The following is a 25,024-nucleotide window of genomic DNA, read 5'->3' as shown; positions in this document are numbered from 1 at the left end:
CCCTTTACTCTAGACTGCCCCCTTTCCATACAAGCTCCGTTATCCCTGATAGGGGACATATTTACGAATAGATCCTTTCGCCAAGAAGCGAAGTGCGTATTAACCAGGCCGGCGAGTTCAATCTCGCCGACATGGCGGGCTTCACCGCAGGCAGGCGGATTCACTTATGCGATTTTTGGAATAGCGCACCATCGTAAAAACAAGGCAGATGATTGTTGTATGATTTTTCATCCAACTTCTAAGAAAGGCGCATCTTGAAACGAAATTTGTATGATTTTTCATCCTCCATTCAAGTAGGCGCCTTATCAAGGCAGAATCTGGTCCAAATTCAAATATTCCAGCACAATGTGGGGCGGCGGAATTGTTGAATAAAAGGCAATAGCACCAAAAGGATAAGTTGCCAGGAGCCTTTTAACGGCATCGACAGGTCTTCGGGACGCTTTTCCCTGACGGTTTTTCCTCATTCTTAGGCTCCCTCCAAAGAGCTAACATGCCAAGCCCCCTCGCCTCATAGGATATAGGGATTCGCGATCCGATGCGGGGGAGTGAAGCATGATCGAGACGATTCAGCTGCAAATAACCGGGATGACCTGCGCGGCGTGCTCGGCCCGGATCGAGAAGGTCGTCGGCCGCATGCCGGGCGTTCAAGCGGTCTCCGTGAGCCTGCCGCTCGGACAAGCGTCCGTCCGGCTGGACGGCAAGGTCGTGCGTCCGGAACAGATCAAGGGCAAAATCGAAGAGATCGGGTACGGCGCGAAGGAAGAGCTTGAGGACGCGCGTACGGCGAACCGCTCCGAGATTCGTTCGTACCGCAACCGCTTCGTTCTCTCCGCGATGCTGTCGCTTCCGCTGCTGTGGGCGATGCTGGCCCATTTTCCGCCGACCTCCGTGCTTCCCGTGCCGCCGCTGTTCGTCTCCCCTTGGTTCCAGCTCGCCTTGGCGACGCTTCTTCAATTGTACGTCGCTTATCCGTTCTATCAGGGAGCCTACCGCGCGATCCGCGCGAGAACGGCCAATATGGACGTGCTGGTCGCCCTTGGCACGAGCATCTCTTACTTGTACAGCCACCGGCTTCTGTTCGTTCCGGCGGACGGGGGAGAGACGGCCCATGGCCACTTGTACTTCGATACGGCCGCGATGATCCTGACGTCCGTCCTGCTCGGCAAGCTGCTGGAGTCGATCGCCAAGGGGCGGGCGCTGAAGGAGATGGGCGCGCTTCAGAGTCTGCAGGCGAGAATGATTCGGACCGAGGGCCCAAGCGGCGAGGAATGGATTCCGGCGGAGAGCGCGGCCGCCGGCATGATCGCCGTCGTCATGCCGGGGGAGCTCATGCCGGCCGACGGTAGGGTGGTCTCCGGCCGCACGGAGATCGACGAGTCGTTCTTGACCGGGGAGAGCCGGCTCGTCGCCAAAGCCGCGGGCGACGCGGTGTTCGCGGGGGCGCGCAACCTGAGCGGCGCCGTCCGGGTCCGGATGTCGGCGGCGGGCGGGAATACGCGGCTGGCCGGCATGATTCGGCTCGTGGAAGAAGCCCAGCATTCGAAGCCGGTCATCCAGCGCAAGGTCGACCGGATCGCGGCCGTCGCCATCCCCGTCATGATCCTGTGCGCCGTCGCGGCTTATATCTATTGGGCGCTGCGCCCGGATGCGGGGGAAGGGGAGGCGCTGCGCAGCGCGATGGCCGTGCTGCTCGTCTCTTGCCCTTGCGCGCTCGGGCTGGCGGCGCCGATCTCGATTCTGATCGCGTCGGGTCTTAGCGCGAAGAGAGGAATCCTGTTCAAGGAAGGGCGGTCGATCGAGAGGCTCCATCAAGTCGACCGGATCGTGCTGGACAAGACCGGCACGCTGACCGAAGGGAAGCCGAGCATCCGCGCGATCGAATCCCCCGGGCATCCGGAGACGTACGTTCTTCGGCTCGCCGCCGCGCTGGAGAAGAAGTCGGGCCACCCGATCGCCCTCGCCATCGCGGCCGAGGCGGCCAAGCGCCGGCTGCTCGTGCCGGATGCCGACGAGACGAAGGAATCGCCGGGACACGGAGTGACCGGAATCGTCGAAGGGAGATGGGCGGCGGTCGGAAGCTCCGGCTGGCTGCGGAAGCTGGGGATCGCCGTTCCCGAGCGGGCCGATCGCGGGAAGGAAGAGGAGGGCTCGGTCCTTCACGTCGCGCTGGACGGGCGGTGGATCGCGTCAATCGCCTGGACGGACCGGCTGCGAAGCGAATCGGAGAAGGCGGTGCGGGAGCTGTCGGCTTACGGGGAGCTGTGGATGCTGACCGGGGACGAAGAGGAAGCCGCGAAGCGGATCGCGGCCGAAGCCGGGATCTCGCGGTACCGCGCCCGCATGCTGCCGGAGAACAAGCTGGAGGTCGTCCGGAACCTGCAAGCGGAGGGGCGCACGGTGGCGATGATCGGGGACGGCGCGAACGACGCCGCCGCGCTGGCCGCGGCCGACGTCGGGATGGTGATGGATTCCGGGACGGCGGCCGCGATCGAGGCGGGCGACGTCGTCCTGCTGAAGGGGGAGCTGACGAAGGCGGCGCAGGCGATCACCATCAGCCGGCTGACGATGCGCAACATCCGGCAGAACCTCGGCTTCTCGTTGGCGTACAACGGCGTTATGATCCCGTTCGCCGCGTCGGGCTGGCTCGATCCGAGAGTCGCCTGCCTGTCGATGGCGCTCAGCTCCGTTATCGTCGTCTGCAACTCCCTGCGCCTGACTCGGCAGCTTGGCGGGACGAGGAGGGCCGATGAGCGGCTTGCTTGATTCCCTCCTGCTGGCCGTCCTGGCGGCGCTGGCGGGGGCGCCGCATTGCATCGTCATGTGCGGAGGAATCGCTTCCTCCTTCGCGCTGCGGGAGAACGGGGCGTCTTACCGCCCCGTTCTCGTCTATGCCGCCGGCAAGACGGTAACCTACGCCTGCGCGGGAGCGGTCATGGGCGCCGCGGGTTCCTTCGTGAACGTCGCCGGCGGCTGGGTCGGCGTTCAAGGCGCGGCGAGCGTGCTCGGCGGCGTCGTCATCCTGCTCTGGGCCTGGAAGAAGGCGATGCCTCCGGTGCACCGCTTGAGCCCGCTGCGGCTCCCGTTCGTCGACCGGGCCCTGTCGCGCTTGCGGCGAAGAAGCGAAGGGATCTCGATCTTCGCGACGGGGCTTCTGCTCGGCTTCCTGCCGTGCGGCTTGACGTATTCGATGCAGATTCAGGCGGCGGCGACGGGCTCCTGGGCCGAAGGCTTCCTCCTTCTCTTCGTCTTCGGCGCGTTCACGATCCCCGCCTTGCTGCTGGTCGGGGCGTTCGCGGGACGCATCGGGAAGAAGGGCCGCCGCGGCCTGCGCCGGGCGGGAACCGTCATCGCGACCGTAATGGGCATCCTCTCGATCCTGAAGGGATTAAGCGCGAACGGACTCGTTCCGCCGGTCCATCCCTGGCTGTGGTGAGTCTTAACGCGCGGCCGGCGCTAGACGACCCGGAACGGATGGACGAAGACGCTCTCTCCGTCTCCGGAGTCCAGCGTCAGCTTCGCCTGCCACTTGCCCTTCATGAAGGGGACGGCCGACGCCCGGTACACTCCGGGTTCGACTTCGGAGACGTCGGCTTCGAACCTCCCGCAGAACATGTTCGGCATCGACAGCGCGACGCGCGGGGCAGCGCCCGCGACAGGCCGTCCTTCTTCGTCCTGGACCGAGAAAATGAATTCCGCCGGCTTCATGACCCGGGACGCCGCCGATTCCCGGAACGCCACGCGATAGCCGTCCGCCTCGAGTACGCCCGCGCCTCCGTCGGCCTTGGTGGCCTGGCCGGTCATAGACAAGACGCCCGCCGTCAAGGCGAGCGTCAGGGCGAGCATGAGGGCGGCTCCTGCTCCGATCCGCCAGCTCCATTGTCGCAACATTTGCGCAGCACCCCCGGATATCGCCAACTCGGGCCTTCCCTATCCATGGGTATGCTTCACGCTTTGTCTAACATTCTCGGAATGGGGGAGGCGCGAGTCCCCCGTTATTTCTTGGCCGCGAGCCAGCCGGCCAGCGTCTTGATCTCTTCGTCGCTCAGCGTTCCGGCGAACCCCGGCATGCCGCCGCCGCCCTTCGCGATCTGGTTGTAAATCTGATCGGACGTCATGGCCTCTCCGACCTTGGTCAGCTCCGGACCCATCCCGCCTTGCAGCTGATCCCCGTGGCAGGCGAGGCAATTGCTCTTGTAGAGAGCGGTGGCGGCTTCGGCGTTAACCGGAGCGGCGGGCTCCGCGGAAGGCGGCGCGGACGGAGCACCGCCCGGGGAAGCGGCGGGAGGGGCGGGGGCCGGGGCTTCCCGTTCGTGAAGCGAGTACATCATCAAGCCGGCGGCGTAGACGCAGATGACGACGAGAATGACGGACAGAATTCCTTTTCCTCTGTTCAAGTCGGATAGCCTCCTTCGGTTGTTCAGGCGGTCTCTGGGGCGCGAGCCGGTTCCCTTTATTATTACCCAATCGTATGCCATTCTTGATCGCGGAAGTCGCCGATTTGCGCGCAACACGCGATCCTCCGGCGTCCGATAGCGGCATTCGCGGGCAATCGCTTGGCGCGAGGGCTCGTTTTGCTTGCTTGACCGCCTTTTGCTAGGTTATAATTTTATCGCCAAATGATAAATAAGGAGTATGAACATGGGAAAAGTTCTGATTTTCGGGCATAAGAACCCGGACACCGACACGATCTGTTCCGCCATCGCTTACGCCGACCTGAAGACGAAGCTCGGCCAAGAAGTCGAAGCCGTTCGCCTCGGCAACGTGGGCGCCGAGACGCAATTCGCTCTCGATACGTTCAAGACGGCCGCTCCGCGCCTCGTCGAGACGGTTGCGAACGAAGCGAAGGAAGTCATTCTCGTCGACCATAACGAGCGCCAGCAGAGCGCCAGCGATATCGACCAGGTGCGCGTCGTCGAAGTCATCGACCATCACCGCATCGCCAACTTCGAGACGAGCGGCCCGCTGTACTATCGCGCCGAGCCGGTCGGCTGCACCGCGACGATTCTGAAGAAGCTGTACAAGGAGAACGGAGTCGAGATCTCCAAGGATATCGCCGGCCTCATGCTGTCCGCCATCATCTCCGACTCGCTGCTGTTCAAGTCGCCGACGTGCACCCCGGAAGACGTGGCCGCCGCTCGCGAGCTGGCCGCCATCGCCGGCGTCGACGCCGAGCAATACGGCCTGGAGATGCTCAAGGCCGGCGCGAACCTGAGCGACAAGTCGATCGACCAGCTCATCTCCCTGGACTCCAAGGAGTTCTCGATGGGCAGCGCCAAGGTCGAGATCGCGCAAGTGAATGCGGTCGACGTGAACGACGTCCTCTCCCGCCAAGCGGAGCTCGAAGAGAAGCTTAGCGGCATTATCGCCGCCAAGGGCCTCGATCTGTTCCTGTTCGTCGTGACGGACATTCTGAACAACGACTCGATCGGCATCGCTCTCGGCAAGGAAGCCGGCGCGGTCGAGGAAGCCTACAACGTCAAGCTCGACGCGAACCGGGCGGTGCTCAAGGGAGTCGTCTCGCGCAAGTCGCAGATCGTTCCGGTGCTCACCGACATCTTCAACAAGCGTTAATTCGGTCCGGCAGACCGAATCCAGCCATAAGGAAGACCCGTTCCGGCCCCGGAACGGGTCTTTGCTATGCGCGGCGAGCCGGAAGGGCCGATCAGCGAATGACCCCGCAAGCGATCCGGTCGCCGGAATTGCCGGCCGGATCCGTGACGTAATCGTCCGCCTTCTCGTGAATGACGAGCGCGGTGCCGCCCGGCTTGAGCAGCGAATTGGGCGCGCCCTTCTCGAGGGTGACCTGGTTGCTGACGATATCCGCCACGACGGTGCCGTCTTCCTTCACCTGGATGTTCGGCAGATCGCCGGCGTGGAAGCCCTTCGGATTGTTGAATCCGTGCTGCTTGTGACCCGGATTCAGATGGGCTCCCGCGCTTTTGAAGTCGGGCTTCTCGCACTTGCCGGTCTCGTGGAAGTGAATGCCGTGAACGCCGGGCGGGAGTCCCTTGGCTTCCAAGTGCACTTCGACGGCGCCCGCCTTGGGGGTCAGCGTCGCGGCGCCGACTTCTTCTCCCTTGGAATTGATGATCTTCACCTTGACCGGCGAAGGGGACGTCTCCTTGTGAGCGGCAGCCGGAGATGTTCCCAGCAGCAGCAATCCAATCGAGCTTGCGCATAACGTCAGGGCGATTTTGTTCATGGTCGGGTACGCTTGCCTCCTGATGGCTAATATGGGATTCGTGTATAGCATCGCCTAATTGGGCAAGGAGAAAACGTCATATTCCGCAAACGATGGGGAAAAGTATGGAAGTCATTCGCACGCCAGGAAGGAGTTGTCGCCATGCTCGGGATCTCGATGGCCGGATTGCTGCTGATGCTGCTGCAGGAGCCGGCTCCCGATCGCTTGTCCGTCCAGCATCAGGGCCGGACGGCCATCACCGCCAAGCGGGAGGATTATCGGCTTCCCGTCATTCCTCTATACGATCCGTATCGGTTCGACCGGTTGGCGGATGAGCTCGAACGCCGAATTTACCTGGCCCCGAGCGACGCCAGGATCGGGCCTGCGGGAGAGATCGTGAAGGAGAAGCCGGGCAGCAGGCTGAACCGGCCGGCGTTCGCGGACTTGTTCAGCGCGTACTACTACGGAAGCGGACCGGGAGCGTTCGAAGCGCCGACGCTTCCCGTCTACGCGAAGGTCGACAGCGAGCTTCTGGCGGCGATCCGGGAGAAGCCGATCGGGTATTACGTGACGTATTACAATACCGGGAACCGGAACCGATCGCATAACATCGCGCTGGCCGCCAAGGCGATCGACGGCACGGTCGTGTTCCCCGGCGAATCGTTCTCGTTCAACCGGACGGTCGGCATGAGAACCCCGCAGAGAGGGTACCTGCAGGCGCCGGTCATCGTCCGGGGCGAGCTGTCGGAAGACATCGGCGGAGGCATCTGCCAAGTGTCGTCGACGCTGTTCAACGCGATCGACCGGGCAGGAATGAAGATCAAGGAGCGGTATTCTCACAGCCGCCATGTGCCCTACGTTCTGCCCGGCCGCGACGCGACCGTCAGCTGGGGCGGACCGGACTTCGTCTTCGAGAATCCGTACAACCAGCCCGCCTTGATCCGGGCCTCCGCGTCCGACGGGAGAATGGTCGTCATGATCTATTCTTCCGAGCTGATCGAATACAAGCCGAGGAACGTGCCGGGCATGTCGAGCCGGCTGCCTCAAGAGATATCGCTCAAGACCGGCGCGAGGAGCGGCTTCGGACGGGGATGAATTCGCAATCGTCCAGCCGCCAAGGAGACAGGGGGGACAGCCTCGCGCAGGTTAGCCGGACCGTCTCCCGGCGAGACGGCTTCCCCCGGCTCTGGAAGACCGCGTCCAGTTCGACGACGGCGGTCAACTCCGTAACCGGGTCCCGCTTCGATTCCGCGATTTTGCCCGCCCGGAAGGACGCGAACTTCGCGGTCGCGGCGACGAGACCGGCCGACTCGGGGAGCGTCATGCCTTCGGTCATGAGCCGAACGATCTCGGTCTCGTTCTGGTCCATCGCGGCAGCCAGGTACCGCGCCTGCGCGAGAGGGGGCGAGCCGTTCAGCATCTCGCGCAGGCGACCGGCGGCCTTGTAGACCATCAGCTGATGTTCGGGATCGGGGTTCTCGGACCGGTGCGTCGAGCTGTTCAGAAAATGAACGCAGAAATGGCCGGAGAAGCCGTTGCCCGGAATGCCGTCTCCGCCGTGCGGCATTCCGTTCATGGACGCGGCCAGTCTTCGGCCTTCCGAGCCGACCACGATCGCCTTGCGTCTCCAGCTCCACCCGTCCTTGTAAATCCGCCTCATAATCCGGGTATCTTCCTTCGACAGAGGCTGAACGTCCGCGTGATCGCTGCCGGCCCTGCGCTGAACCCGGAACGTAAGGCCGGATTCGATGTCCGTGATCGAGAAGACGCTGCGGCGCGGCAGCAGGCGCTTCGCCTCGTTCCAATCGGTGAGCTGCCCGTAATGCTCCTTCCTGAGGCGTTCGGCCTCCGATCGCATGCGGGCCGCATGCTTCCCGGACAGTACGATCCGGTTCGACGCTCGCTCGTCCCACAAGTGGCCCGTCGACTCCACGCGCAGCCGCCGTTCTCCCCCTTCCGCAGAAGGGATCGTCACATACAGGTCCGTCAGAGAAGGGGCGACGGACGGCGATTCCCCGCGCGCGGCCTCCGAGGGCTCCGGAACCGATAATCGAATCCCGTCGTGCCGGGTCGCATAAGCCGCGTTCGGACCGGCCTTCATCTCCAGACCGACGGAGCGGGGGAGAGGGGCGGCGGCCGTCGTGGCTGCGAGAAGGAAGGCCGCTGCGACGGCGGCATGGATAACGTGATTGGTGCGCATAGGGAACCTCCCGCGTTAATAAACCTTCGCCTTATTATTTTCAAAGGCCATCCGGTTATGAATGCGAAGAGGCAGGAGGTTAGGCTATGCGTCGACGGCGGGAAGGGTCGTTAGGGCGACGGCCGGATCAGGCTTCGCCCGCGTCCTCCGGGCCGGGAGCGGCACGGCCGTCCAGAAGTCTTCTCAGCTTGAGCTCGGTGGACGTATCCGGGGCCGGCGTGTAGATGCTGCAGCGCAGGTCGGCTTCGCCCTGAACTTGCAGGGAGGTGAGGTGATACAGCATCTTGCCCGCTCTGGCGTGGCGGAATTCGATCAGCACCTCCGGCGCCGTGCTGACCCGGCTCTGCTCCCATAGCCGCTCGAACTCGGGATACGATCGCTTCATCTCCTCGAGGAATTCCCCGTACCATTCGTCTTCCACGTATTGTCCGTAATAGGCCCGGAAGATCGCCAGGAAGCCGCCGACGAAGTGCTCCCAGTTGCCGGCCAGCGTCCGGAACTCCTTCCGCGCGAACAAGAGGCGGATCATGTTCCGCTCGTCCGGAGGAACCCGGTCGAAGTCGGCGAAGACGTGGGAGGCCGCTTCGTTCCAGCCGACGATCCGGCATCTTCGGTCGGAGATGATCGTCGGGCAATATGTCAACTCCTGCAGGATTCGCCGCAGGGAAGGGCTGACGTTCGGAGGCTCATCCGGTATGGGAGCCGGGCTCGTTCCCGTCTCCAAGGCGAGGGAGAACAAATATTTGCGTTCGTCCACCGACAAACGCAAGGCGGACGCGACGCAGTCGAGCACGGAAGCGGACACCTGGATGTCTCTTCCTTGCTCGAGCCACGTGTACCACGTCGTGCTGACGCCGGCGAGCTGCGCGACTTCTTCTCGGCGAAGCCCCGGCGTTCTGCGGCGAATGCCCGAAGGCAATCCGACGTCTTGCGGGAGCAGCTTGGCTCTCTGTTTTTTGAGGAATTCGGATAACGCTTGCAGGCGGGCTTGTCGATGGATGGGGATCGCCTTCTCTCCGCTAGGATTAAACTGGTGTCTATTATACTAGGATAAACACAAACTTGTAATAGGATAAAAAATCGTTCAGGATGGCTTGTAGAAGGCGGTTCGAATGAAGCCGCAGCAAGAGGAGGAATCCGCATGGAACGAGTCGTCATTACGGGAATGGGCATCGTGTCGCCGCTGGGCAACGATGTCGAGACGTTCTGGAATCGCATGAAGCGGGGGGAATCCGGCATCTCCCGGATCGAAGCTTTCGATACGTCCCGGCACAAAAGCCGGATTGCCGGCATTGTTCGCGACTTCGATGCCGAAGCGAGATTCGGGAAGAAGGACGCGAGACGGATGGACCGCTTCGTCCAGTTCGCCCTTGCGGCCACGGAAGAGGCGCTTGGGGATTCGGGCTTGGACCTCGAACGCATCGACCGCGAGCGCTTCGGCGTGTACGTCGGTTCGGGAATCGGCGGCATCCAGACGCTTCTCGAGCAGGACGCTGTATTGACCGGAAGGGGGCCGGACCGGGTCAGCCCGACGCTCGTGCCGATGCTGATCTCGAACATGGCCGCCGCCATGATCAGCATCCGGTACGGGGCGCAAGGGCCGACGATGTCGCCGGTCACCGCCTGCTCGATCGGCAACACGGCGATCGGAGAGGCGTTCCGGCTCCTTCGGGCAGACGGAGCCGACGTCGTGATCGCGGGCGGAGCGGAGGCGGCCATCACCGAGATCTCGCTCGCCAGCTTCGCTAACGCGACGTCGCTGTCGACCCGCAACGACGAGCCCGAGAAGGCGAGCCGCCCGTTCGACGGCACGAGGGACGGGTTCGTCATGGCGGAGGGGGCCGGCATCGTCGTGCTCGAATCCCTCTCGCACGCTCTTAAGAGGGGAGCGCCGATCTACGCGGAAGTGATCGGCTACGGGGCGAGCTCCGACGCCTATCATATGGTCGCCACCCACCCGGAGGGGACGGGCGCTTATCTGGCGATGAAGGCGGCGCTGCGGGAAGCGAAGCTCGAGCCGCGCGACGTCGACGTCATCAGCGCCCACGCGACGTCGACCGAGGTCGGCGACCGGTCCGAGACGGTCGCGATCAAGCGGCTGTTCGGCGAGGACGCCTACCGCATTCCCGTGACGGCCAACAAGTCGATGACGGGCCACATGTTCGGCGCCGCCGGAGGGGCGGAGGCGATCGCGCTCGCGAAGAGCTTGATCGAAGGCATCGTGCCGCCGACCGTCAATCAGGAGGAGAAGGACGAGTACTGCGACCTGGACTTCGTGCCGAACGAAGCCCGCCGCGCCGACTTGAACGTCGGCATCTCGAATTCGTTCGGCTTCGGAGGCCATAACGCGGTCATTGTCCTTCGCCGCTACGATCCTGAATCGTAACGGGGTGAGGACCGATTAGGCGGTCCGCGTCTGGGGAAGTTCGCTTGAAGAGTCGGATGCTCCCGGAGATTTGGTTGCTCAAGGCATGTGCTTGAGCGCGTGGTAAATCAATGAGGTCTGCCGAGAACTCGGCAGGCCTCATTCGGTTGAACCAAACAATTTGATCGGTATTAATGTCTGGTAAGGGTAAGAAGGAGGAGTGGGAACGGATTCGCTCAGCGGCAGAGGCAAATTAGCCGGAAGGCGGGGCAACGTGGAAAAGCAGCTCAGCGGCTGAGTCAAATCGACGGGGAAGTGCGGGAACGAGCAAAAGCAGCTCAATGGCTGAGGCAAATCAACGGGGAAGTGCGGGAACGAGCAAAAGTAGCTCAGTGGCTGAGTCAAATTAGTTGGAAGGCGGGGCAACGTGGAGAAGTAGCTCAATGGCTGAGGCAAATTAAGTTACTCCGTAGCTGAAAAGACGATTCGTCGCAGCGGGCGGAATATAGGAGTCGCGAGGGAACTACATGGGAATGCGTCGCTAGAAGGCGGAGGAGGAGTCAGGCGGAATAGCGTTATAACGGGCTTATAGAGGAGAAAAGTACGCCACCATGAAGAGGCCTGCCAACGGTCGGCAGGCCTTTTCGAATTGCTTTATTTTCCCCGCCACTTCAGTACCCACTTGTCGATCTCCTCGAGCACGTTCCGGAAGTCGTGTCCCTTGTCCGTCAACGAATATTCGACCGTAACCGGAACGGTCGGGAACACTTCCCGCCGGACGAGGCCGTTCTTCTCCAGGTGCCGCAGCGCGTCGGTCAGCGACTGGGTCTTGACGACCTTCACTTCCCTCAGCAGCTGCTTGAACCGAAGGGGACCGTTCGACAAGCCCGCCAACACGAGAATCGACCACTTCGCGCCAAGAATGTCGAGCGCTTCGCAGATAGGCGGCTGATCTTCGTTGTTTGTCTCGAGAAGATCCTTCTCCAGAGCCGAATCCATGTGCAACCCCTCCTACTTACATAAAGTTAGTAGATCCAAATAACCGGATAATGTCCAAATGCTTTGCCTTCTTACATAACGATAGTGCCTTTATTATAATGGCAATCAAACGAAATTGACAATGAAAGGGATGGAAATCGATGAAATCAAACATGGCTCTTTTTCTCATCGTGCTGGGAGCTTTCGTAACCGGAACCGCCGAGCTAGTCGTAGGGGGGATCCTGAAGATGATCTCGGACGATCTGAACGTCTCGATCGGGGCCGCCGGCCAGCTCATCACCGCCTATTCGCTCGCCTTCGCGATCGGCACTCCGATCGTCGTCTCGTTCACCTCGCGCGTCCCTCGCAAAACGCTGACGATCGCCTCGCTCGCCGTCTTCATCGCCGGAAGCCTGGTCGCCGCGGTCAGCACCGGCTACGCCGTTCTGCTGCTGTCCCGGGCCATTCTCGGCGTCAGCTCGGGCGTGTTCGCCGTCGTCGCCTTCAGCGCGGCGGCCAAGCTCGTTCCGCCCGAACAGACCGGCCGGGCGGTCGGCATGGTCTCGTTCGGCGTCAGCTTCTCGACGGTCGTCGGCGTTCCGCTCGGCGTGCTCGTCGCCGGTTGGTGGAGCTGGCAGGCGATCTTCCTCCTTCTCGCCGCGCTAAGTCTGGTCGTTCTGGCCGCGATGATTCGGCTGCTGCCGGCCATCGAAGGTGACGCGAACGTTCCGTTCAAGAAGCAGTTCGCCGTTCTGCGCAATCCCGTCATCCTGAGCGGCTTGTTCCTCTCCTTCGGCTTCAGCACGAGCTCTTCGCTTATGAATACGTATATGGTTCCGTTCGTGCAGAACGTACTCGGATTGAAGCCCGCTTATCTCAGCGCGCTTCTTCTGGTCATCGGCGCGTTCGGCTTGGCGGGCTCGAGAGCGGGAGGCGTCGGGGTTGACCGCTGGGGCTCGCGGCGCGCCGTCTCGTTCGGCATGCTCGCCTCGGCGGCCTCGCTCCTCTTGCTGCCGGCGCTGGCGAACGCGCTGCTGCCGGGCGTCGGGCTGATCGCGGTCTGGACCTTCGCGATGTCGCTCGCGATCCCGGCGATCTTGACCTACTTCATCCAGCAAGCGCCCCAATCGTCCAATCTGGTGCTCGGCTTGAACACTTCCGTTCTTCATCTCGGCGTGGCGGTCGGAGCGGCGGGCGGAGGAGCGATCGCGGACGCGGCGGACACGGTGCTGTACCATCCGCTCGCCGCCGGCTTGATCGCGCTGGCCGGCTTCGCGGCCGGGCTTGTCTCCTTCTCGCTCGGGAGACGGAAGGGCCGTCATGGGCTTACGGCGAACCAAGAGGGGGCCGTTTGACAATGCCAATTAAATTGTATACAATTTAATTGGCATACGGAACGATTCGAACCAATTTAAGGAGGCTGCAAACATGTCGGTATACGATTTCAAGGTGAAGACGATTCGCGGACAGGAGACGACGCTGGAGGACTATCGCGGCAAGGTGCTGCTGATCGTGAACACGGCCAGCAAGTGCGGGCTGACGCCGCAATACGAAGGGCTGCAGAAGCTGTACGAGCGCCACAAGGACCAAGGCCTCGTCATTCTCGGATTCCCGAGCAACCAATTCAAGGAGCAGGAGCCCGAGAACGAAGCCGCGATCGAGGAGTTCTGCAAGATCAACTACGGCGTCACATTCCCGCTCTTCGAGAAGACCGAGGTCATCGGGGACAACGCGCATCCGCTGTTCGCTTATTTGACGAGCCGCGGGCCGGCCGACCAATACGACATCAAGTGGAATTTCGCCAAGTTCCTGATCGACCGCGAAGGCAACGTCGTGAAGCGGATCGATCCGCAGGTGACGCCGGAAGAGCTGGAGAACGATCTGGTATCGCTTCTGTAACCAAGCAAGCTTAACGAAGAATAAGCCCAACTCCCTCGCAAGATGGGAAGTTGGGCTTTTGCTTTTTTTTGGCGTCTTCATCAAAAATCATTGACATATACCCTACGGGGGTATACTATATGATCGAAATATAACCTTATTTTAGGAGGAATACGATGCCGGATTTACGTCAAGCCGCCTTCGCCGCCGATTCGAAACGGTGGAGGGCTCTGTTTTTGCTCTGTCTGGCCCAGTTCATGGTCATCATGGATACGTCGATTATCGGGGTCGCTCTTCCCGCGATTCAGCAAGCTCTAGGCTATTCGCAAGACGGCTTGCAATGGGTGTTCAACGCGTACGTTATTTTCTTCGGCGGTTTAATGCTGCTCGGCGGAAGAATGTCCGACCTGTTCGGGCAGAGAAAAGTGTTCATGATCGGCTTCGTCATCCTGTCCGCCGCTTCGTTGCTGGCCGGCTTCGCATGGTCGGAGGAATCGATGAACGTCGGCCGTGCCGTTCAAGGCCTGGGCTCGGCATTTATCCTTCCATCCGCGTTAACGATCGTCATGCTGCTATTCGGACACGACTCCAAGGAGCTGCGCAGAGCGCTCGGATTCTGGGGGGCTTCGGCGGCGGCGGGCGGAACCGCAGGCGTCTTCCTCGGAGGGGTCATCACGGAGTGGCTGAGTTGGAGCTGGACGTTCTGGATCAACGTGCCGGTCGGATTGTTCGCGTTGCTGTACGGCAGAAGCGTGCTGCCGGAAGGAGTTCGGCGTAGAGGCCGCATCGACGTGGCCGGCGCGGTTCTGGTCACCGGTTCGCTCGTGATCGCCGTCTATGCGATCGTAACCGCCGGGCAGACGGGATGGTCGTCGCCCCGAACGATCGTTCTGCTCTTGGCGGCGGCGGTTCTGCTCGGCTTGTTCCTCCTGGTGCAGCGCAAGCGGAAGGAGCCTCTCGTTCCCTTGCGAATCTTCTCGGCGCCGAATCTGTTGGCCGGCAACGCCGTGTTCGGTTTGCTGGCCGGAGCGTGGATCCCGCTGTGGTTCTATTTGAACTTGTATTTGCAGCAAATTCTCGACTTTTCCGCATTCGCGGGAGGCGTCGCTCTCGTTCCGATGACCGCCTTGATTATGATCGTCATGGTCGGCGTCACGGGGAGACTCGTCGGCCGGTTCGGCTTCAGAGGAGTGCTCGTCGCCGGATTGCTTCTTCTCGCCGCTTCTCTTGTTATCCTGGCCGGGTTCACTCCTACGAACGGCACGTACGCGGCGAACGTGCTGCCCGCATCCCTCATCGGAGCGCTAGGCATGTCGCTTGCGTTCATTCCGGGAACGATGGCCGCCATGTCCGGCGCCAAGCCGGAGGATACGGGGCTTGCGTCGGGGCTGTCCAACTCGAGCTACCAGATCGGCTCCGCGATCGGTCTCGCGTTGATGTCCGCGGCAGCCGCCGCTTGGACAAGAGACGGGGCCGCGGAATCGGAGGGTGCCCGATTGGCGTCTCTGAACGACGGCTTCCATGCGGCGTTCTACGGCGCGGCTATCATCGCGACGGTCGGCGTCGCGGCGACCTTGCTGTTCATTCGGACGAGAAAATAAAAAAAGGAGAGAGCGAGTCATGAATAGGCAAAAATGGGCCGTGTCGTCGGAGATTGGGCTCGGAGGCTCCATGTGGACGCCGGAGCAATTGGCGGCCATCGGCTCGATCGCGGGTGCCGAAGCTTCGATCGAACTGACCTCTTTCAAGCAGCTGTACCTGAGCGTTCCGGAAGAGAGAGGAGAGGCCGTCCGGCAAGAGCTGCTGGAGCACGGCTTGCGAGTATCGCCGGTCGGCTCGTATGTCAAACGCTTGATCGCCTGCCCATTCTGCCGAGGCGCGGAAGAAGCCGGATTGGAGCTGGCCAAGGAGCTGGACGAGGCGATCGCGGACCTGCCCGCGCCAAGCCCGCTGAAGATCGGATATGCGGGCTGCGCGCTCGGAACGAGCGAACCTCTGCTCAAGGATATCGGGGTGGTGAAGATGCGGGACGTCTACGACGTGTACGTCGGAGGAGAGCCGAAGGGGCTGAAGGCGGCGACCGCGAAGCTGCTCGTCTCCGGTCTTCCGAGGGAGAAGGTCGTTCCCTCCGTGACCCGGCTGATCGCCGTCTATCAAGAGCTCGGCAAGAAGAAGGAGAAGTTCGCTTCGTTCGTTGGCCGAATGACGGTCGATGGACTTCGGGAGCGAGCCGGACTTTAGCCTGACTTGAGAAGGCCCGATTGCGGGCCTTTTTTTGTTGTACATTTTCTTCTTAAGTACCTTGCATTGTTGAGTACAATCCCTTATGATGACTATGTACTCAAGATTCATGAGTACTTGACGGGAGGGACGGCATTGAACGCGGAAATGCTGAAAGGAACGATCGACCTGCTCATCTTGTCCGTGCTGTCCGAGCAAGACAACTACGGGTACGAGATCTCCAAGGCGATCAAAGAGAGAACGGAAGGGACGTTCGAGATTCAGGAAGCGACCCTGTACTTGTCCCTGAAGCGGCTGGAGAAGCAAGGCGCGATCTCCGCGTACTGGGGGGACCAGAGCCACGGCGGACGCAGGAAATATTACACGGTTACGGAAGAAGGCAAGACGACGCTGGAGAGGTCTATCGCGGATTGGAAGAAGACGGTCGATATCGTCAATCGCTTTATTTGAGCCGGGAGGTCAAGGGATGAGAAGCACACTACTGCGGAAAATATTCAGCTTAGGCGAACTGAGATACGGATGGCTGCTCGCCATCTCCGTCGCCGTCTGCGTCGTCGCGTTCTACGTCGACGAACAATGGAATCCGCGCGAGCAGCTATGGCTGTCGCTCTTCTACTTCGCTTCCTTTCTGCTGGCGGTTCTATGGGGAGGAGCCAATTACGTCGGCCATATCCGGGTGAACGCCATGTACCGGAAGCAGCACGACATCGCGGCTTACGTCAACCAGCTTGCGATAAGCGCGGAGGACAAGACGGAGCTTCGCAACTATCTGGAGGATTACGCGGCCGATCTCGAGCGGCAGGGAAGGACGAAGGAGGAGGCGAAGCGGGAAGCCGTCAGCCAATTCAAGGTGAAGGAGTTCCTCTCGATGTCGAAGCATACCCGCCCCTTCGAATCGCACGGCCATCACTATTTGATCGGCTATGCCGCGATCGCTCTTGCCGCCGCCGCCGCCGCGGCTCTGATCGAAGTTCTGACGGATTCGTTCTCGCTTCCCGGGCTTATCGCGACGACTCTGCTGACCGTCTACGGAATCTGCTTCATCGGGCTGTTCGCGCTCTATAAACTCGTCGACAAGTTCCTCTACAAGAAGCTTCAAGATTATTTCTCATAGATAAAAGAAGGAGAGTGGAGAGAGATGGAAAACTGGATTACGGAAATTATGGACGGGTACGGGTATGCGGGCATCTTCTTGTTGATCGCGTTGGAAAATTTGTTCCCGCCGATTCCATCGGAGGTCATCCTCACCTTCGGCGGGTTTATGACGACGGCTTCGGAGATGACCGTCCTCGGGGTGATCGCGGTGTCTACCGCAGGTTCCGTGGCGGGGGCCATCTGCCTCTACGGGATCGGGAGATTGCTGTCGGCCAGCCGGCTGGAAGCGATCGTTACGCGGTATGGCAAAATTCTGCGGCTTAAGCCTGAAGATATTCGCAAGGCGGAGCGTTGGTTCGAGAAGCACGGGTATTGGGCGGTGTTCTTCGGCCGTCTCGTACCCCTGATCCGCAGCCTCATCTCTATCCCGGCCGGCAGCACGTCCATGCGTTTTCTCCCGTTCCTGCTCCTGACGACTCTCGGATCTCTTATCTGGAACAGCGTTCTCGTCTATATCGGGGCCGCCGTCGGAGCGTCTTGGGAGACGATCGTCGGGTATATGGACATATATTCGAACGTGGTGTACGTCCTGCTGGCGCTCGCGATCGCCGCCTTCGGATACTGGTTCGTCCGCAACCGGATGTTGAAGAAGAAGGGCAACAACAGTCTTGGATCGTAAGCCGCGACATGAACCGGAGATGAATAGCATCGGGGATTTGCCTAGAATATTCCAGGAGCATACGGACGCGTATGTTCCTTTTTTGCTTTTTTATTGGCGCTTAGAAGAGAAAGTCAACCACATGCCATCAGAATGTCGAGATTGGATTAGTCGCCCCCGAAGAAAGGAGGTTATAATAGTTCATTACCTACATTCGAGAAGGATGGATCGACATCATGAGTGGGAAGCCCTTCAACCTTTCCTGGAATTCCGTCAGGCTTAAGCTTACCGTAGGATTGCTTTTGATTACGCTTCCAACATTTGCCTTCCTTATTTATAACAATTCCTATGCCATCCGCGTCGTCCATAACCAAGTCGCGGAATCCAACCGCAGCTTGGTATCCATGTACATGGCCCAAATCGACAACAGTCTCAACGACGTCGACGTGTACTTGACGAATATGATCGTGAACGACAAAGACCTTCAGGAACTGGAATTCCGGACATCCGAGAAGGAGAGGGTTCTCGCGAAGGTCAGGCTGGACAATAAACTGAGGGTCGACATGGCGACGTTTCCCGCCGTAGATTCCATCTTCGTCTATTCCGTGCCCGGAGACGATTACTTCGACTCATTCAGGGATACGGGCGAGGTGATGGAGAGAGAAGAGGTTCGAAGTTATATCAAGCGGATGATCGCCGATATGGAGAGAACGGGCCAGATCAAGAGCGCCAAATGGAATATCGTTCGCATAGGCGAGCGCCATTATTTGTTCCGGGTGCTCCAGACGAGCGACGCTTATGCGGGGGCGTGGGTGAATATCGAGAATTTGTCCCTTCCGCTAAATTTAATGAAGCTAGGGGATAAAGGCTTTTCATTGTTCGCCGACGATCAAGGAATGCCGCTGACGCAAGCGCAGGCCGTCCGAGAGAAGGCCATCGACCTCTCCAAGGATTTGGGGGATTATTACTTGTCCGGAGTCGACGATGAATATTTGGTGGTCGGAGAGCCGTCCACGAAAGGCAATTTTAGTCTGATCGCTCTGATGCCCGACGAACAGATTCTGGAGAACTTGCCGTATTTGCAGCGAATCGCTTCTTTCACGCCGATTGCGGCGGTTATTTTGGTTCCGGCTTGCTTGCTGTTGTTAAGGAACTTGCTGCTCAGGCCGCTTAACCGGATATCGACGGCTATGAAACGAATCGGGGAAGGCCATTGGAACCACCGGATCGAACCTTACCCGACGTCCGACGAATTTCAGCTGGTCAACGAGACCTTCAACCGGATGATCAAACAAGTCCAGGACTTGAGAATAAGCGTCTACGAAGAGCAGCTCAACAAACAGAAGGCCGAGCTTCAGCACTTGCAGCTGCAGATCAACCCGCACTTCTTCATGAACTCGTTGAACATCATCTACAACCTGGCGCTGGTCAAAAACTTCGATTTGATTCAAGAGATGGCGCTCAGCCTGGTTCAGTATTTTCGTTACATGTTCCGAAGCAATTTGACGTTCGTCCCGTTGAAGGACGAGCTCCAGCACGTTCGCAACTATATCCGGATCCAGCAGCTTCGCTTCCCCGGCAAGCTCGATTTCGATCTGTCGGCGCCGGATTACGTTGCGAATGTTCGAATCCCTCCGTTGGTCATCCAGTCGTTCATCGAAAACTCGGTTAAACACGGCGTATCCGTTCCTTCCAGCATCCATGTCTCCGTCAAGATCGATCTGGTCGAATCCGATTCGGAACCTAAGCTCTCCGTAGAGATCAAGGATACGGGGAAGGGCTTCCCTTCGCCGATCCTGGACGATATCCGCTCGGGGAAGCGGATCGAGGACGAGCAAGGCGAACATATCGGGATCTGGAACGTAAGGCAGCGACTTCGGCTGCTATATGGAGAGAACGCCGGCTTAACCGTAGACAACGCCATTCCCTCAGGGGCTATTGTCAAGCTGCTTCTGCCCCTTCAACCGCCATCATGAGAGGAGTTAACGAGAGATGACCAAATTGCTGCTTGTGGACGATGAGGCTTATGCCGTGGAAGGGATTAAAGCGGCCGTCGATTGGGACCGGCTCGGCATCGCCGAGGTGCTGACGGCTTACGACATCCATCAGGCGAAAGAGATCTTCGATAACGAGGCTCCCGTCGACATGATGCTATGCGATATCGAGATGCCCCACGGAAGCGGATTGGAGCTTCTGGCTTGGGTTCGGCAGCATCATCCCGCGACGGAGTCGATCTTCCTCACTTGCCATGCGGATTTCCAATACGCCAAGCAAGCGATCCAATTGGGAAGCTTCGATTACCTGTTGAAGCCCGTTCCGATCCCCGAACTGGAGAACGTCATCGCCAAAGCGATCGATAAAAGGAAGCAGGAGAGCCAGAAGACGGAATACAGCCAATACGGCCAATACTGGGTTCAACACCAGCCGCTGCTGATCGAACGGTTCTGGCTGGACATTCTGAACCGCTCGATTCCGCCTCGGCCCGAAGCGATTCGCAGAGCCGCGGAGGAACGGAACATCCCCTATGCGGATGATATGACGTTCAAGCCGATCCTGATCGCGGTGAAGAGATGGCATAAGAGCCTCAGCGTGCGGGACGAAAAAATATTGGAATACGCGCTTCGCAATTCCGCGGAAGAACAGCTGTTGAAGCAGGGCCGATACGGACAGCTTATTCCCTTGAACAACGGCATGCAAATCGCGATCCTGTCGGTCGATCAAGGGGAGGACGAAAAACTGCAGGAACTCAAGCAATACGGGGATTCGTTCATTCGCGTCTGCCGTCAATATTTCTATTGCGACCTGAACGTATACGTCGGCGAACCCGTCCGAACTCATGAGCTTCCGGCCATGGTCGACCGTCTGCAGGAGCTAAACCGCAACAATGTCGCGCGGGACAATAAGGTTCTGCAGCTCTGCGGGGAGGAGGAACCGAGCCAGGCCCTGCCGCTGGAGCCCGAGATGCAAGACTGGGCGGTGCTGATTCGGGAAGGAGACGGGGACAAGCTGACCTCGGAGATCGTTCGTTACCTGGAGAACGCGTCGCACGGCCCGGGGATGGACGCGAAGCGGCTCTATCGGTTCCACCAGAATTTCCTCCAGATGGCGTATTCCTACTTGCAGTCGAAGGGCATTCAAGCCCAACAACTGTTCGAGGACGACGAGTCGCTGGACATGTCGTTGAAGGCCTTCCATTCCGTGAAAGACATGATCGTGTGGGGGAGCCACGTCATCGCCAAATCCATCGATTGCGTCCGGTCGGTCGAGAGATCGGAATCGGTCGTCGACCGCGTGGCGCATTTCGTGGCGGCGAACTTGGATAAGACGTTGTCGAGAGAAGATATCGCCAAGTATGTCTATTTGAACCCGGACTATTTGGATCGAATGTTTAAGAAGAAGGCGGGATGTTCCGTAACGGAGTTTATTTTCCGAGAGAAGATGGCCGTTGCCCAGAGACTGCTGAGCAACACCCGACTGCCGGTGCACGAGATCGCCTTGCAGGTCGGCTTTACGAATTTCTCCCATTTCTCCCGAATGTTCAAGAAGCATACGAACCTAAATCCGCTCGAATTCCGGAACGTCATGCAAGCGAGATGAACGGGTCGATCACGTGACAATGGGAAGTCGACATCTTAGTAGTTGGCGATCTCTTCGGGCGATTATGATTAGAACAGATTCGATTCGGAACGCCGGATTCCAGGCCGAACCGATTCGACCAATCCAACCAAACGGGGGAGAACAGGTGCGAAGAAAATTAAGTTGGAGCGGTGCATTGCTGGCTTGCGCGTTGAGCTTGTCCGCCTGCGGCTCGAATTCCGGTACGAACGGCGATACGAGCTCTGCCGGCGCGTCGGGCGAGGCGGGGGCGCCATACGAGTTGACGGTCGCTTACTTCACCTTCGGCAGCGTGCCGAAAGACCAGCAGCTTGTCGAAGCAGAGTTAAGCAAATTGACGAAGGCCAAAATCAACGCGACGGTCAAGCTGCTGCCGATCAGCCTCAGCACTTGGCAAAATCAGATCAACCTGATGCTGACCAGCAACGAGAAACTGGATCTGATGGTGTTAATGGGCAATTCTTACGCCAACCAAGCGGCGAAGGGGCAGTTGGTCGAGCTGGACGAATTGCTTGCGCAGCATGGCCAAGGGATCGTCGAAGCGCTTGGTCCGGATTACTCGAATGCGGCGAAAATCAGCGGCAAGACGTACGGGGTTCCTACCGTCCGCGACCTGGCCGCAAGCTACGGGTACATGATTCGCAAGGATCTCGCGGATAAATTCAAGCTGGATTTGACGAACGCGAAGACGCTGGACGACTTGGAGCCGGTTCTGAAGACGATTAAAGACAACGAACCGAACTTGATTCCGATGGTCAACGGCACCGGCTCTTCCCCGCTAACCTACTTCAGCACGCGGGATTCGCTCGGCGACGATATGGGCGTTCTGCTCGACAACGGCAAAGACTTGAAGGTCGTGAACTGGTTCGAGACGGAAGAGTACGCGGCTGAGCTGAAGAAGATGCGGGAATGGTACAAGGCCGGCTATATCTCGAAGGATGCGGTCACCGTTAAGGAATCTACTTCCGACATTATTAAGGCCGGGAAGGGCGCCGGAAACTTGGCGACGCTGAAGCCGGGATTCGATACGCAGGAAAGCCGGTTGTCCGGCATGCCGATCGTATCGTACCAGATGCTGCCGCCGGTCGCCAAGACGAGCACGGTCACGAGCATCATGTGGGGAATCGCGAAGAACTCGGAAAATCCCGAGAAAGCGATGCAATTCCTGAATTTGATGTACTCCGACAAGGATATCGTCAATCTGCTGGATTGGGGAATCGAGGGCAAGCATTACGTGAAGGTGAAGGACAACGTCATCGATTACCCGGAAGGCATCAATGCCGGCAACGTAGGATATTCGGGCATGGGCTGGCTGTTCGGCAATCAGTTCCTCTCGTATATCTTCAACGGGGATGACGAGCAGCTATGGGAGAAGATGAAACAATTCAATGACGGCGCGATCAAGTCCAAGGCATTAGGCTTTACGTTCGACTCCTCTCCGGTCAAAACGGAATTCGCCGCCGTCTCCAACGTGCTTGACCAGTACCAGGCGGCTCTGGAGAACGGAGCCTTGGATCCGGACAAGACGCTCCCGGAATTCATCGGCAAGCTGAAGGACGCCGGAATCGACAAAATCATCGCCGAGAAGCAAAAGCAGCTTGACGCTTGGGCAGCCGCCAACGGCAAATAAACTTCAAACCGCCTTTAGAGAAACGTATGCAATCCAATCAGCTGCATAGTTGGTTGGATTGCGCTCTTTAAAGCCCTGACAATTCGTCCAGGAAGGTAGTGAACATCATGAGCTCCGCAACCAAGCGCTGGAAGCGATTCGTTCCCTTGTTCTGCCTCATGCTTCCGGGTCTCGCTTACTTGATCGTCAACAATTATTTGCCCATGTTCGGGATTATTATCGCCTTCAAGGATTTCAATTTTTCGAGCGGAATTCTGGGCAGCGACTGGGTCGGGTTCAAGAACTTCGAATATTTGTTCAAGACATCAGACGCCTACGTGATTACTCGAAATACTCTTCTCTACAACGGCTTCTTTATTATCGTCAATACGATCGGCGCGATCGGGCTGGCCGTTCTGCTGAACGAGATCCGGAAGAAGTTCTTCCAACGATTCTATCAGAGCGTCATCGTTCTCCCTCATCTCATCTCGATGGTTATCGTCAGTTATCTGGTGTTCGCCCTGCTGAGCAGCGATACGGGGCTGTTGAACAAATCGATATTGCCCCTGTTCGGCATCGAGGAGATCTCTTGGTACTCCAGCAAGGAATATTGGCCGTATATTTTGACCGTCGTCAACATCTGGAAGGGCATCGGCTTCCTCAGCGTCGTGTACTTGGCTTCCATTATCAGCATCGATACGGAATATTACGAAGCGGCCACATTGGACGGAGCCTCGAAATGGCAGCAAATCCGCTCCATCACGATTCCGATAATTATGCCGGTCATCACGATGATGACGCTTCTGTCGATCGGCCGGATCTTCTATTCCGACTTCGGCCTGTTCTACCAAGTGCCGATGGACTCGGGCGTGCTGTCGGATACGACGAACGTCATCGATACGTACGTGTACCGCGCCCTGATGAATCTAGGCGATATCGGGATGTCCTCCGCGGCGGGCGTCTACCAATCCGTCGTCGGCTTCGCGCTCGTCATTCTATCCAACTACGCGGTTCGCAAATTCAGCAAAGACAACGCGCTATTCTAACGGAGGTGATATGAATTGGCGAACGATAGCAAAGGAATGCAATGGATCTCCCATATCTTCTTGGCGGGATTCTCTCTCGCGTGCTTGATTCCGTTCGTCCTGCTGCTCGTCTCCTCGGTGTCCAGCGAGAGCAGCATCATCCAGAACGGATACTCCTTCTTCCCGGAGCAATTCAGCTTCAAGGCCTACGAATATTTGGGCAGCCATTGGGGGGAGCTGGGCCGGGCATACGGCATTACGGTATTCATTACGGTCGTCGGAACCGCGGCCAGCTTGGCGATGACTTCCATGCTTGCTTATCCGATGTCGCGGAACGATATCCCGCTGAAGCATTTCTGGGCGTTTCTCGTCTTCTTCACGCTCCTGTTCAATGGAGGACTCGTCCCGTCCTATTTGATCTATACGCAAATTTTCGAGATCAAAAATACGATCTGGGCGCTGATCATTCCGGGCTTGCTGATGAACGGGTTCAACGTGCTCCTCATGCGAACGTACTTCATGACGTCCGTGCCGCCCGCGCTTATCGAAGCGGCGCAAATCGACGGCGCGGGGGAGATCAAAGCGTTCTATCGAATCGTTCTTCCTCTGTCGGCGCCGATTCTGGCGACGATCGGCCTGTTCGAAGCTATCTTGTACTGGAACGATTGGTTTAACGGAATGACGTACGTCACCGATCCCGAGCTGTTCAGTATTCAGAACATTCTGAATCGGATCATCTCGGATATCCAATTCCTGTCCAACAACAGCAATTTGTCTTCCTCGGCGGCCAGTTCCGCGGCCGAACTGCCGAGCACGTCCGTACGGATGGCGATTGCCGTCATCGGAGTTCTCCCGATTTTGATCGCGTACCCGTTCTTCCAGAAGTACTTCATCAAAGGAATCGCAATCGGCGCAGTGAAATAACGAGAGATCAAGAGGAGTGTTGAAGGATGATCGGAATATGGAACGCCGTGGTCCATCGAGACGATTCCAAGCAAAAATTCATTTTTTCGGTGGAAAAGGACGATGGTTACACTTTGTCGGTTCAAACCGAACCGACCCCTGCTTTCATCCTGCCGATGGAGGCATCCTTGGAAGGGAACCGTCTGGAAGCCGTCGGGAGGTCCTTTTACTCGAGCGATCCGGTAGTCGTTAAACTAACGTTCGAGAACGATCGCT

The 25,024-nt window shown here is 58.9% G+C and carries 23 protein-coding genes; 17 read left to right on the top strand and 6 right to left on the bottom strand.

Features of this window, described 5'->3' with window-relative positions; genetic code table 11:
- The first annotated feature begins 552 nt into the window (after positions 1–552).
- Both H7B90_RS29920 and H7B90_RS29915 read left to right on the top strand, forming a co-directional pair.
- On the top strand, positions 553–2,763 hold the full coding sequence (locus H7B90_RS29920) for a heavy metal translocating P-type ATPase (RefSeq protein ID WP_221482218.1): 2,211 nt from the start codon (positions 553–555) through the stop codon (positions 2,761–2,763).
- Complete coding sequence (locus tag H7B90_RS29915; protein WP_185139559.1) at positions 2,747–3,433, top strand: sulfite exporter TauE/SafE family protein; 687 nt, start codon at positions 2,747–2,749, stop codon at positions 3,431–3,433. Before H7B90_RS29920 ends, H7B90_RS29915 begins: the two co-directional genes overlap by 17 nt.
- Before the next feature lie 20 nt (positions 3,434–3,453).
- Here the strand turns inward: H7B90_RS29915 and H7B90_RS29910 are convergent, their stop codons facing one another.
- Both H7B90_RS29910 and H7B90_RS29905 read right to left on the bottom strand, forming a co-directional pair.
- Positions 3,454–3,888 carry a FixH family protein gene (locus H7B90_RS29910; protein ID WP_185139558.1) on the bottom strand — a complete coding sequence of 145 codons (435 nt, stop codon included), beginning with the start codon at positions 3,886–3,888 and terminating at the stop codon, positions 3,454–3,456.
- Positions 3,889–3,992: 104 nt separating this feature from the next.
- Entirely contained in the window at positions 3,993–4,394 is a 402-nt protein-coding gene (locus H7B90_RS29905; protein ID WP_185139557.1) for a c-type cytochrome, read from the bottom strand.
- Positions 4,395–4,638: 244 nt separating this feature from the next.
- On the opposite strand from H7B90_RS29905, the gene H7B90_RS29900 reads away from it, so the two are divergent.
- A complete protein-coding gene (locus H7B90_RS29900; protein ID WP_185139556.1) occupies positions 4,639–5,571 on the top strand; it encodes a manganese-dependent inorganic pyrophosphatase in 933 nt (310 codons plus the stop codon).
- A 91-nt stretch (positions 5,572–5,662) separates the two neighbouring features.
- On the opposite strand, the gene H7B90_RS29895 is transcribed toward H7B90_RS29900, so the two are convergent.
- Positions 5,663–6,202, bottom strand: a complete 540-nt coding sequence (locus H7B90_RS29895; RefSeq protein WP_185139555.1) for a superoxide dismutase family protein — start codon at positions 6,200–6,202, stop codon at positions 5,663–5,665.
- A 141-nt stretch (positions 6,203–6,343) separates the two neighbouring features.
- On the opposite strand from H7B90_RS29895, the gene H7B90_RS29890 reads away from it, so the two are divergent.
- The gene (locus H7B90_RS29890; protein ID WP_185139554.1) at positions 6,344–7,276 is read left to right on the top strand and encodes a VanW family protein; all 933 of its coding nucleotides are present in this window, start codon (positions 6,344–6,346) and stop codon (positions 7,274–7,276) included.
- On the opposite strand, the gene H7B90_RS29885 is transcribed toward H7B90_RS29890, so the two are convergent.
- Both H7B90_RS29885 and H7B90_RS29880 read right to left on the bottom strand, forming a co-directional pair.
- Positions 7,239–8,381 (bottom strand): hypothetical protein, encoded by a 1,143-nt coding sequence (locus H7B90_RS29885; protein ID WP_185139553.1) that lies wholly within the window; start codon positions 8,379–8,381, stop codon positions 7,239–7,241. The genes H7B90_RS29890 and H7B90_RS29885 overlap by 38 nt on opposite strands.
- A gap of 127 nt (positions 8,382–8,508) precedes the next feature.
- A complete protein-coding gene (locus H7B90_RS29880) occupies positions 8,509–9,381 on the bottom strand; it encodes a helix-turn-helix transcriptional regulator (RefSeq protein ID WP_185139568.1) in 873 nt (290 codons plus the stop codon).
- 141 nt (positions 9,382–9,522) lie between these two features.
- Between H7B90_RS29880 and fabF the strand changes: the two genes are divergently transcribed.
- Complete coding sequence (gene fabF / locus H7B90_RS29875) at positions 9,523–10,767, top strand: beta-ketoacyl-ACP synthase II (protein ID WP_185139552.1); 1,245 nt, start codon at positions 9,523–9,525, stop codon at positions 10,765–10,767.
- A gap of 633 nt (positions 10,768–11,400) precedes the next feature.
- On the opposite strand, the gene H7B90_RS29870 is transcribed toward fabF, so the two are convergent.
- Entirely contained in the window at positions 11,401–11,745 is a 345-nt protein-coding gene (locus tag H7B90_RS29870; RefSeq protein ID WP_185139551.1) for a winged helix-turn-helix transcriptional regulator, read from the bottom strand.
- A gap of 140 nt (positions 11,746–11,885) precedes the next feature.
- Between H7B90_RS29870 and H7B90_RS29865 the strand changes: the two genes are divergently transcribed.
- The 12 genes from H7B90_RS29865 to H7B90_RS29810 all read left to right on the top strand — a co-directional run bounded on the left by H7B90_RS29865 (position 11,886) and on the right by H7B90_RS29810 (position 24,769).
- Entirely contained in the window at positions 11,886–13,079 is a 1,194-nt protein-coding gene (locus tag H7B90_RS29865) for an MFS transporter (protein ID WP_185139550.1), read from the top strand.
- Positions 13,080–13,152: 73 nt separating this feature from the next.
- A complete protein-coding gene (locus tag H7B90_RS29860; protein ID WP_185139549.1) occupies positions 13,153–13,623 on the top strand; it encodes a glutathione peroxidase in 471 nt (156 codons plus the stop codon).
- Positions 13,624–13,778: 155 nt separating this feature from the next.
- Complete coding sequence (locus tag H7B90_RS29855) at positions 13,779–15,203, top strand: MFS transporter (RefSeq protein WP_185139548.1); 1,425 nt, start codon at positions 13,779–13,781, stop codon at positions 15,201–15,203.
- Positions 15,204–15,222: 19 nt separating this feature from the next.
- Entirely contained in the window at positions 15,223–15,843 is a 621-nt protein-coding gene (locus H7B90_RS29850; RefSeq protein ID WP_185139547.1) for a nitrite reductase, read from the top strand.
- A 135-nt stretch (positions 15,844–15,978) separates the two neighbouring features.
- Positions 15,979–16,293, top strand: a complete 315-nt coding sequence (locus tag H7B90_RS29845; protein ID WP_260411321.1) for a PadR family transcriptional regulator — start codon at positions 15,979–15,981, stop codon at positions 16,291–16,293.
- A 16-nt stretch (positions 16,294–16,309) separates the two neighbouring features.
- The gene (locus H7B90_RS29840; RefSeq protein WP_185139546.1) at positions 16,310–16,957 is read left to right on the top strand and encodes a hypothetical protein; all 648 of its coding nucleotides are present in this window, start codon (positions 16,310–16,312) and stop codon (positions 16,955–16,957) included.
- Positions 16,958–16,981: 24 nt separating this feature from the next.
- Positions 16,982–17,617 (top strand): DedA family protein, encoded by a 636-nt coding sequence (locus H7B90_RS29835; protein ID WP_185139545.1) that lies wholly within the window; start codon positions 16,982–16,984, stop codon positions 17,615–17,617.
- 383 nt (positions 17,618–18,000) lie between these two features.
- Positions 18,001–19,572 (top strand): sensor histidine kinase, encoded by a 1,572-nt coding sequence (locus tag H7B90_RS29830; protein WP_260411320.1) that lies wholly within the window; start codon positions 18,001–18,003, stop codon positions 19,570–19,572.
- A gap of 16 nt (positions 19,573–19,588) precedes the next feature.
- On the top strand, positions 19,589–21,193 hold the full coding sequence (locus tag H7B90_RS29825) for a response regulator transcription factor (RefSeq protein ID WP_185139543.1): 1,605 nt from the start codon (positions 19,589–19,591) through the stop codon (positions 21,191–21,193).
- A gap of 145 nt (positions 21,194–21,338) precedes the next feature.
- Positions 21,339–22,841: an ABC transporter substrate-binding protein gene (locus H7B90_RS29820; RefSeq protein WP_185139542.1), complete on the top strand. Its 1,503-nt coding sequence runs from the start codon at positions 21,339–21,341 to the stop codon at positions 22,839–22,841.
- 107 nt (positions 22,842–22,948) lie between these two features.
- Positions 22,949–23,866 carry an ABC transporter permease gene (locus H7B90_RS29815; RefSeq protein WP_185139541.1) on the top strand — a complete coding sequence of 306 codons (918 nt, stop codon included), beginning with the start codon at positions 22,949–22,951 and terminating at the stop codon, positions 23,864–23,866.
- Between the two features lie 15 nt (positions 23,867–23,881).
- Positions 23,882–24,769 (top strand): carbohydrate ABC transporter permease, encoded by an 888-nt coding sequence (locus H7B90_RS29810; protein ID WP_246578548.1) that lies wholly within the window; start codon positions 23,882–23,884, stop codon positions 24,767–24,769.
- Positions 24,770–25,024: the final 255 nt, after the last annotated feature.

Source organism: Cohnella xylanilytica, assembly GCF_014212175.1.
GTDB lineage: Bacteria > Bacillota > Bacilli > Paenibacillales > Paenibacillaceae > Cohnella > Cohnella xylanilytica.
This window is presented reverse-complemented; position numbering and strand designations above follow the sequence as displayed.